Origin of the sequence: Aneurinibacillus terranovensis DSM 18919 (assembly GCF_000430625.1) — a bacterium.
In the GTDB taxonomy this organism is placed as follows: domain Bacteria; phylum Bacillota; class Bacilli; order Aneurinibacillales; family Aneurinibacillaceae; genus Aneurinibacillus_B; species Aneurinibacillus_B terranovensis.
Window position 1 is genome coordinate 1 of sequence record NZ_AUMJ01000091.1, and the last position, 8,587, is coordinate 8,587.

At 43.2% G+C, this 8,587-nt stretch carries 8 protein-coding genes and 1 pseudogene; 6 read left to right on the top strand and 3 right to left on the bottom strand.

The genetic code is table 11. The features are described 5' to 3' along the window. Window positions 1-271: 271 nt before the first annotated feature. The 6 genes and pseudogenes from H525_RS0114790 to H525_RS0114820 all read left to right on the top strand — a co-directional run bounded on the left by H525_RS0114790 (window position 272) and on the right by H525_RS0114820 (window position 5,975). Window positions 272-1,798: an amidase gene (locus H525_RS0114790; protein ID WP_027416831.1), complete on the top strand. Its 1,527-nt coding sequence runs from the start codon at window positions 272-274 to the stop codon at window positions 1,796-1,798. A 497-nt stretch (window positions 1,799-2,295) separates the two neighbouring features. After that, the gene (locus tag H525_RS0114795) at window positions 2,296-2,655 is read left to right on the top strand and encodes a Lin0512 family protein (RefSeq protein ID WP_027416832.1); all 360 of its coding nucleotides are present in this window, start codon (window positions 2,296-2,298) and stop codon (window positions 2,653-2,655) included. Between the two features lie 128 nt (window positions 2,656-2,783). Beyond that, entirely contained in the window at window positions 2,784-3,734 is a 951-nt protein-coding gene (locus H525_RS0114800; protein WP_027416833.1) for an LLM class oxidoreductase, read from the top strand. Window positions 3,735-3,742: 8 nt separating this feature from the next. Then, window positions 3,743-4,356 (top strand): annotated as a pseudogene (locus tag H525_RS24270) (NAD(P)H oxidoreductase). 83 nt (window positions 4,357-4,439) lie between these two features. Further along, complete coding sequence (locus H525_RS29625; protein WP_425387708.1) at window positions 4,440-4,643, top strand: NAD-dependent epimerase/dehydratase family protein; 204 nt, start codon at window positions 4,440-4,442, stop codon at window positions 4,641-4,643. Between the two features lie 483 nt (window positions 4,644-5,126). Then, window positions 5,127-5,975, top strand: coding sequence for a sugar phosphate isomerase/epimerase family protein (locus H525_RS0114820; RefSeq protein ID WP_027416834.1), 849 nt, complete (start codon window positions 5,127-5,129; stop codon window positions 5,973-5,975). A gap of 67 nt (window positions 5,976-6,042) precedes the next feature. Here H525_RS0114820 and H525_RS26520 read toward each other — a convergent pair whose 3' ends face one another. The 3 genes from H525_RS26520 to H525_RS0114830 all read right to left on the bottom strand — a co-directional run bounded on the left by H525_RS26520 (window position 6,043) and on the right by H525_RS0114830 (window position 8,165). Beyond that, window positions 6,043-6,222 carry a hypothetical protein gene (locus H525_RS26520; protein WP_211237020.1) on the bottom strand — a complete coding sequence of 60 codons (180 nt, stop codon included), beginning with the start codon at window positions 6,220-6,222 and terminating at the stop codon, window positions 6,043-6,045. Between the two features lie 141 nt (window positions 6,223-6,363). Further along, the gene (locus H525_RS0114825; protein WP_027416835.1) at window positions 6,364-7,521 is read right to left on the bottom strand and encodes an acetoin utilization protein AcuC; all 1,158 of its coding nucleotides are present in this window, start codon (window positions 7,519-7,521) and stop codon (window positions 6,364-6,366) included. Next, complete coding sequence (locus H525_RS0114830) at window positions 7,518-8,165, bottom strand: acetoin utilization AcuB family protein (protein ID WP_027416836.1); 648 nt, start codon at window positions 8,163-8,165, stop codon at window positions 7,518-7,520. The genes H525_RS0114825 and H525_RS0114830 overlap by 4 nt, the downstream gene beginning before the upstream one ends. Window positions 8,166-8,587 lie beyond the last annotated feature (422 nt).

The window sequence follows — 8,587 nt, forward strand, 5'->3', positions numbered from 1 at the left end:
AAAACCTTTGCTTCCTCTCAGCTCTGTTCGTGTTCTGTACGCGGAGAAATCATTAAAGCATTCATTACCAGTAATGATTATACTGGCTTCCCCTTTTTATTTTCTCTCAAAATTAAAAATTAATGTAGAGAATCTTACACAAAAGTTGTTACTCTTTTCAAAAAGTTTTACCATTTAATAAAGATGTAACTTTTAATTTAATAATAATAGAGTGTCACTTTTGAGAACACGTCCCCTTTTAATGTACACTTACTTATTTAGGAGGAGAAAAATGGCTGTTAAAAAACCAACGATTGAACAATTGAAAAAAATTGCAGAGGGATTTAATCTTAATCTCACGGATGAGGATTTATCTTCATATCAAGAAATGATGAAAGCTACACTTCAATCTTACGACCGTTTAAATCAGCTTGTAGAACCTAGTCTCCCGGTAAAATATCCACGGACTTCGGGGTATCGCCCTAGTAGCGAAGAAAATCCATACAATGCATGGTATTGGAAAGCGAGCGTAAAAGGAAAGAGTACGGGAAAATTAGCCGGAAAAACCATTGTTCTAAAAGATAATATAAGTCTAGCAGGTGTTCCTATGATGAATGGTTCAGCGATTCTAGAAGGTTTTGTACCTGACGAAGACGCTACCATTGTAACGAGGATACTTGATGCGGGCGGAGAAATTGTAGGGAAAGCCGTTTGCGAAGATTTGTGCCTATCTGGAGGCAGTCATACTTCTGCTACAGGACCCGTCTTAAATCCACACGACCCTAGTAGATCCACAGGGGGTTCTTCTAGTGGATGTGCAGCATTGGTTGCTGCGGGTGAAGTTGACATGGCAATAGGGTGTGACCAAGGAGGATCGATTCGGATGCCTAGCTCTTGGTCTGGTGTGTATGGTCTAAAACCTACATACGGACTTGTTCCTTATACGGGAATTTTTCCAATTGAACAGACGTTAGATCACACCGGCCCTATTGCTAGAACAGTTGAGGATGTCGCTCTGTTGCTTGAAGTGCTCGCTGGTGACGATGGCTTAGATCCAAGGCAGTCGGGTTTAGAGGTGAAACCATACACAGAATCACTTGTCGGTAATGCTAAAGGTATTAAAGTTGGAATCGTAACGGAGGGCTTTGGCTGGGATGGACTGTCCGAGGAGGATGTAGACCATATAGTGAGACAATCTGCCTATTCTTTAGAAGACAGCGGAGCAGTAGTGGAGGAAGTCTCTATTCCCATGCATCGTGATGGTATTCATATATGGAACGGTATTGGTATAGAGGGTCTTACTTCCTTAATGGTCAAAGAAAATGGCATGGGAACAAACTGGAAGGGACACTACAGCACTAAACTTCTAGATGCCTATGGTAAAGCACGCAAAACAAGAGCAGATGAATATTCAGAAACAGTTAAAATCACCATGTTACTTGGACAATATATGCAGGATCAATATAATGGGAAATATTACTCGATCGCACAAAATCTAGCTCGAAAATTAAAACAAGCGTATGATAACGCACTAAAAGAATATGACGTGCTGATCATGCCTACTATACCGATGAAGGCAACAAAAATTCCTTCTTCAGATGCTTCAAGGGAGGAAATTATCACCAGAGCTTTAGAAACGATTTATAATACTGCACCATTCAATATTACAGGACACCCGGCAATGAACATCCCTTGTGGAAAATCGGAGGGTCTGCCTGTCGGAATGATGATGGTTGGAAGATATGGCGAAGATGATACTGTTTTGCGTGTTGCTCATGCCTTTCAATCTACACATGAACGTGTTGCTACAAATGCATAAATTGTATAACTAGGATGACAGGTAGTACAAAAAGATTTCTTGCATTCTCTATTCTGCTGAGATCTTAGTGATCATTAGAAATCTGCATATCATCCTTTTTGCTTCAAAAATGAAACGAGATAGTACTACTATATAAAGACTGGAAATTAGAATGAATTGTAGGGCGCTGAACCAAAAGGATCTTTTAAAGTCTTTTTGGTTCAGCGCCCCCTTTTTTTATTGATTCGCCGTATTTTTTTCAAATTAAAAGAAGATGAGCGAGTATAATGGAGAGAGAATAGAATTGAACACTCCCAAGAAAAACGCAGATTCATAACCAGGAAAAATGTTGCTTTTCCCGGTTATTTTCCTCAAGACAAAACCCGGAAAGCAGTGATTTTCAGGTTTTGGGTTTGTTATGGTGTCTCTTCTATGACTATTTAAAAAATTGTTTATAATAATTTAAGAACAATAAAGAACAATAACTAATAAAAAATACGAAATGGAGAATGGATTCGATGGAAAATTTATTTTTTATTCAAGTAGGAATGGGGATTGATCTGCATGGACAGGACATTACGCAAGCAGCCATCCGGGCAGTCCGAAATGCGATACATCATAACTCCATGCCTGGTCTGCGCTCAGTGTTGCCGAACAATGATCTAAAAAATATGAAGGTTCATGTAAAATTGGCCGTGCCCTGCGATAAAGAACAATTGAACATTGAAAAGGTGATAGACATTCTTCCTTATGGCCAAGTCACTGTGGAAATTATTGATGGCGGTATGGCAACGACAAGTGGAGTCATTTTACCGGATAAACAGGACAAGAATGATCTTATGTACGTTGTCATCGCTTCTGTGGAAGTCGGTTGTTAGTTTGGCCCGCCAAATCTGGAGGTAGCAATTGTAACTATCATGCTCACTTTGTTCTTGAATTCATCTGATTTTTATATTATTATATCGATATTTATAGATATTTAAAAATATAAATGAAGGAGACAACTATGAACCCATTTAATAAGCATAAGGGATATTCACGCATGTTTCAGGAAAATAATCTGACTCTCGGCCTATTCTTTCCGTTGGAAGCATATGAGGGTAGCATCCCGGAGATGAACATTGAAAAACAAATTAAACTGGCAAAAAGAGCGGAGGCGCTAAATTTTGCTGCATTGCACGTCAGGGATGTCCCATTATATGATCCTTATTTTGGGGATGTAGGTCAAATTTATGATCCCTGGGTCTATTTAGGATATATAGCTGCTCATACCAAACGTATTGCCCTGGGTACCGCAAGTATTATTCTAACATTGCGTCACCCACTGCATGTGGCTAAAGCCGCTGCTTCTATTGACAAGATATCCGGAGAACGTCTCGTTCTCGGAGTGGCGACTGGAGATCGTCCGATAGAATTTCCAGCCTTTGCGGTTGATTCTGAAGAGCGTGGTACTTTGTTTCGAGAATCCATATCGGTAATGAAAAAAGCGTGGAGGGAAGAGTTTCCCACTATCAGATCGCCACGGGCCAATCTTTCGAATGGGGACGTTTTGCCTAAACCGCGTCTATTCGATATTCCAGTATTGGTAACCGGCCACAGCTCTCAGTCTCCCGAATGGATTGCCCAAAACAGTGACGGATGGCTTTACTATCCTAGAAACCCGAAATTCCAGGAGGAACTGATTGCAAATTGGCGTTCTCTTACTGATCAATTTAAACCATTTAGTCAGTCCCTATATGTAGATTTGGCAGAGGATCCGAATCATGCTCCAATCCCCATTCATTTGGGCTTCCGGATAGGGCGCAATCCTCTCATTGAATTCATAGAGAATCTTAAAATTTTGGGTGTCAATCATGTGATAATCAACTTAAAATATGGTCGACGTCCTGCTGAAGAAGTGATCGAAGAATTAGGGGAAGAAGTTCTTCCGCACTTTCCAGCATTAACTGGCAAGTGAACGCTCCTTTGCATTGTAAAGTGCTAACGGTTATTTCACATCCCAGAAAAGAATCCCTTACTTTTTCTGTTACCGAACGTTTGTGCAAGGACTAACAGATGCTGGACATGAAGTTGAAATTGCGGATTTGTACGGTGAGGAATTTAATCTTCTAATTTACGAAAAAGATGAACCTGACTGGGATAACCCCAATAAGAAATATTCCGCACGTGTTCAGGCAGAAATGGAAAGGTTAAAAAGAAATGATGGATTAGCATTCATCTTTCCTTTATGGTGGTATTCATTACTAGCAATTACAAAAGGATATATAGACCGTACATGGAACTATGGGTTTGCTTATGGCGGAACGCGCCTTTCACACAAAAAGGTATTGTGGATTCCAATTGTCGGGGAAACAGAAGCAAGCATTAAAAAAAGAAATTTTGATACCATGATTTCCTATTATTTGAATGTTGGTATAGCTGGGTATACAGGTATTACTCAGTCTGAAGTGGCATTTCTATATAATACGTTAGCTGAAGATATCGAAAACGAAGATGAAATCAAAGAGCTTTACGACAGTTTGTTAAATCGAGTGTATGAGTTAGGGTATACCTATAGCCATTCGTTAAATAAAAAATGATAATGATGACGTGTCAAATAGATTGAAATTACGATACTTGCGGCTTATCTTCAAAACGCGCTTGTGCTATCAGTGTTTACGGCATGTCTTGTGCTTTTGCCGGGTGGTGTTGTCAACGGGATTATACAATTCATAAATTCAAAGCGAAAGGAGAATGGAGCCTTGTGGAAGTTTTTGTAGTTGGAGCGAATGGACAAATAGGCCGACATCTCATTCGTTTATTAAGCAAAAGTAAGGAACATTCAGTGAGAGCTATGAAAGAAAGGAGGAACAACCGAGTTTCTTGAGAAATTAGGGGCAGAAACCGTGGTGGCAAACCTGGAAGGTGACGTAGAAGGGATTGCGAAGGCTTTCCACGCGAGGATGTAGCGGGAACCATCGTGGCGGCTCTCAATGAGGAACGCACCTTTTACCGTGCATTTGATCTGGTTTCCGGTGATATCCCGATCACAGATGCTTTAAAAAACATGTAAAGCGTTGAATGTCATGTTTATTTGCTATGCGTGCGGTTGTTATGAAAATTAGCCTCCTATCGGCCCCTCCGTTAACGTTAGCGACAATCCGTTTTCTTATCGTAGAATTTCTGCTCCTGTTAATTTTGGAAATGTGGAGGATGTATTGGCTGGTATTGATGTATTTGCTGCATTTGATTCACATACATTTGATTCCGGTTTATTAGAGCCCGTCAAAGTGCTAAAGTCTGAGGAAGATTCTTAGGGATTAGGTGGGGATCTGGGAACCGATTCACTGAAAAGGAGGAACGAGTAGCTATGGCCTACCGTTTTTATGCAATGGATTTTGCCTTCTACAACTCAATGGGAGTTTACAAATTCGAGGCACGGTGCGAGATGCTAAAAGAGATCGGGTACGATGCAACGCATTTGTCCGTCTGGAGAGGAGAGCGTTGGCAGGACGCAGCGAAGCTTAGCAGCGTCAAGCAAAAATATGGGCTGGACGTCGCGGGTGTGTACGTCGTGTTGGATCTATCAGTAGGCGAGAGCCATCCGAGAAATGAGGGCATCCTGAAGTTGTTGGAGACTATCGAGGGATGTTCGACTGTCGAGCTGGCGATCCAATCCGCAGGAACGAATCTGAGTCCCTCAGACCCGGCAGGTGACGATATTGCGGTGATGTGGCTGGAAAAGGCGCTTAAGATTTGCGAGCGTAGAAACATCGACATCCTGCTTTATACGCACCTATCCTTCTGGATCGAGCGCCACGAAGATGCGCTACGTTTGTGTCGCCGGCTAAAACATCCAAATCTGGGGATCGTGTTCTGTGGCTTCCACTGGTATGCTGTCGACGGGGAAAACCTGTCGGCTATACTGGGAGCAGTAGCGCCGTACATGAAGCAGGTGAACCTGTCCGGTAGCCGTCGGAATCCGCACGGTTTTGGGAACGTTGCGACTATTGAACCATTGGACGAAGGCGAGTTGGACAATTTCTTGTTGCTTGGGCAGCTTAAGAAGATTGGCTTTAATGGGATGATTGGCTATCTGGGCTGGAGTGAAGGGGGCGACGCCTACAGTAAGTTGAGTCGCTCGCTCAGAGCATTCCGTGACATGGAACGCCGGCTCGAAGCAAATCCACACTGGGCAGAATTGGAATTGCTTTATTAGCTATTTAAAACCAAAACAATAAAGAAATGAAATCCTAACGATGAGATTCGTTAGGATTTTTCATTGTTTAGTCCTCGATTAATTCTACCGATTCGTCCCCCCGAAGCTGCAACCCTACACCCGTTGTACCAAAAGCTGTCAGGTACTGTTCCGGCGTATAGGTATAAAAAGCTCCCCAGGCTCCTAGATTAAAGAAGGATAAAAGAATCACTGCGATCATCAGTACGGGAGCGTGCTGATGATCCAAAAAAAATAGGACAGCCGTTAACAAAGTTAAGAGTAGACGGAGGTACCCATAATCGGTATTTAATGCAGTTTCAGTCTGTCAGTCATCGCTTCCCCGCAAGGGAAAAACCGCAAAAATACAACGGATTCGATGTATCTCGTATTACCCCTTCGGACAATACAACAGCGCTTTTTCAACGGTATTTTTATTTTTTGTGGTAATCTCACTCCGTCGAGGGATGGCTGGGAACAGGCCTTCCGGGTCAAGCAGTGTTGGCGCTAATTGGACGGGAGATTCCGGTTGGTATTTATTGATCCACTCCACTGGAATAGCGATATTTTTCTCGATACGCTGCCCGGATAATTCGGCCCAGAGAAGCGTCCAGGCTCGTGGAACAACACGCCAGATATCATATCCGCCACCCCCGGTAGCGATGAGACGTCCCTCGCACAGCTCGTCCGCCAAAGCTCGTGCCAACTTAGGGATTTCCTGATAGATTCGCATGCTGGCTGACAAATGGGTCAGCGGATCAAAGGTGTGGGCGTCACAACCATTTTGCGTAACAATAACATCGGGCTTAAAGCCGCGGGCCACTGTCGGAAGAACTTCATAGTAAGCTTCAAGCCAGGAATCATCTTCTGTAAACGCATCCAGAGGCACGTTCACGCTAAATCCATATCCCTGCCCATCCCCACGTTCCGTAATGTTCCCCGTTCCCGGAAATAAATATTTTCCCGTCTCATGAAAAGAAAGCGTCAGCACGTTTGGATCGTCATAAAACGCCCACTGGACACCGTCACCGTGGTGAGCATCTGTATCGATATAAAGCACTCTGGCATCATAGTGTTTGCGCAAATAAGCAATCACAACTGAGCAGTCATTATACACACAAAACCCGGAGGCGCGACCGCGAAAGCCGTGATGCAATCCGCCTGACAGGTTTACAGCATGGCGATACTGCCCCGACATGACAAGTTCAGCCGCCCGCAGGGTTCCACCTACGATTAGCGCCGTTGCTTCGTGCATATTGCGAAAAACAGGCACATCTTCTGTGCCCAACCCATAACTGCCGGCGATAGCCAGTTCTCCATCCGTATGCCCTGCTTCCCGCACGACCTCAATATATTGAAGGTCATGGACGAGCGACAATTCCTCGTCTGTTGCGGAACGTGGTGCGACAATATGCTCATCCTTTAACAGGTTAAGCTGGCGCAGCAGATCAGTGGTCATCACAAGGCGCTTCTGGTTAAATGGGTGGTCGTCATTAAAGTAATAATGTAAGTAGTCGTCACTGTAAATAAATGCGGTTTTAATGCTCATACAGATCCCTCTATTTCATCGGGCCACACAACTCGATACCCGGCCTCTTCAATTTTGGAAACAATTTTGCGCGGATCGATCGTTTGTACGCGAAATACGAGATTCTTTTTGTTTAAGCGCCGACCGGGGAATACAAGGACGCTTGTTACGTTGCATTTCGCCTCTTTGAAGATTTGGGTTACGTCAGCGAGCAACCCTATCCTGTCATCAACCTCAACCTCGATATGGGAACTCGGGTAATGGACGCCCATTAATTCAACGAGTGTATGTAATATATCTGTTTCTGTAATAATCCCTTGAAGGCGGTCGCCCTCTACTACAGGCAAACAGCCTATATGATTATCGTACATAGCGAGAGCCGCTTCTTCTACAAAATCAAGTGGGTGGCAGGTAATAACCTCTTTGCGCATAATAGAAGAAACAGAGGTGCTCATTACTTGATCATCTTCCGTTCGTGTCTCGCCAATAATTGAGGGACATGCATCGCGCAGATCCCTATCCGACAGAATGCCAACAAGCTGTCCGTCTTCTATGACGGGAAGATGGCGAATCCGGTTTTGGTCGACCTTTAGCATGGCCAGGCGAATGGAATCGGATGATTCGACGGTAATTACGTTTCGCTTCATAATATCTTCGACAAGCATTTTTCGGCCTCCTCCTCTATAAGTACTATTATCCCAAAAATCTTTTCTCTTTTTTGTATCTTTTATTGTATTGCAACTTTTTTGAAATTAGAAAACATTTTTTTAATACGAGCTATTTGCGATGTACTCAATTTCTGTACGGAACCAATGAAATCTACGGGAAAAAATGCTTTTTTGGTTCGTTAGAACCCATTAATCCTTTTATTTAGGTCTATTTATCCAAATATTCCCTATCAAAGGGCATACGTATCCCGTTATCCACATCAGCCCTATTCGGCCGGTGATTGATTCCCATCATTTATCCAGATGTGGATAAGTTTACGCCCTTGCAACCAGACTCCGCATTTTGTCTGCTTGGTTCTCTCTGATTCGTCCCAAAGCCATAGCTAACATGACACATAGCGCAAGTCCACATCTCACCT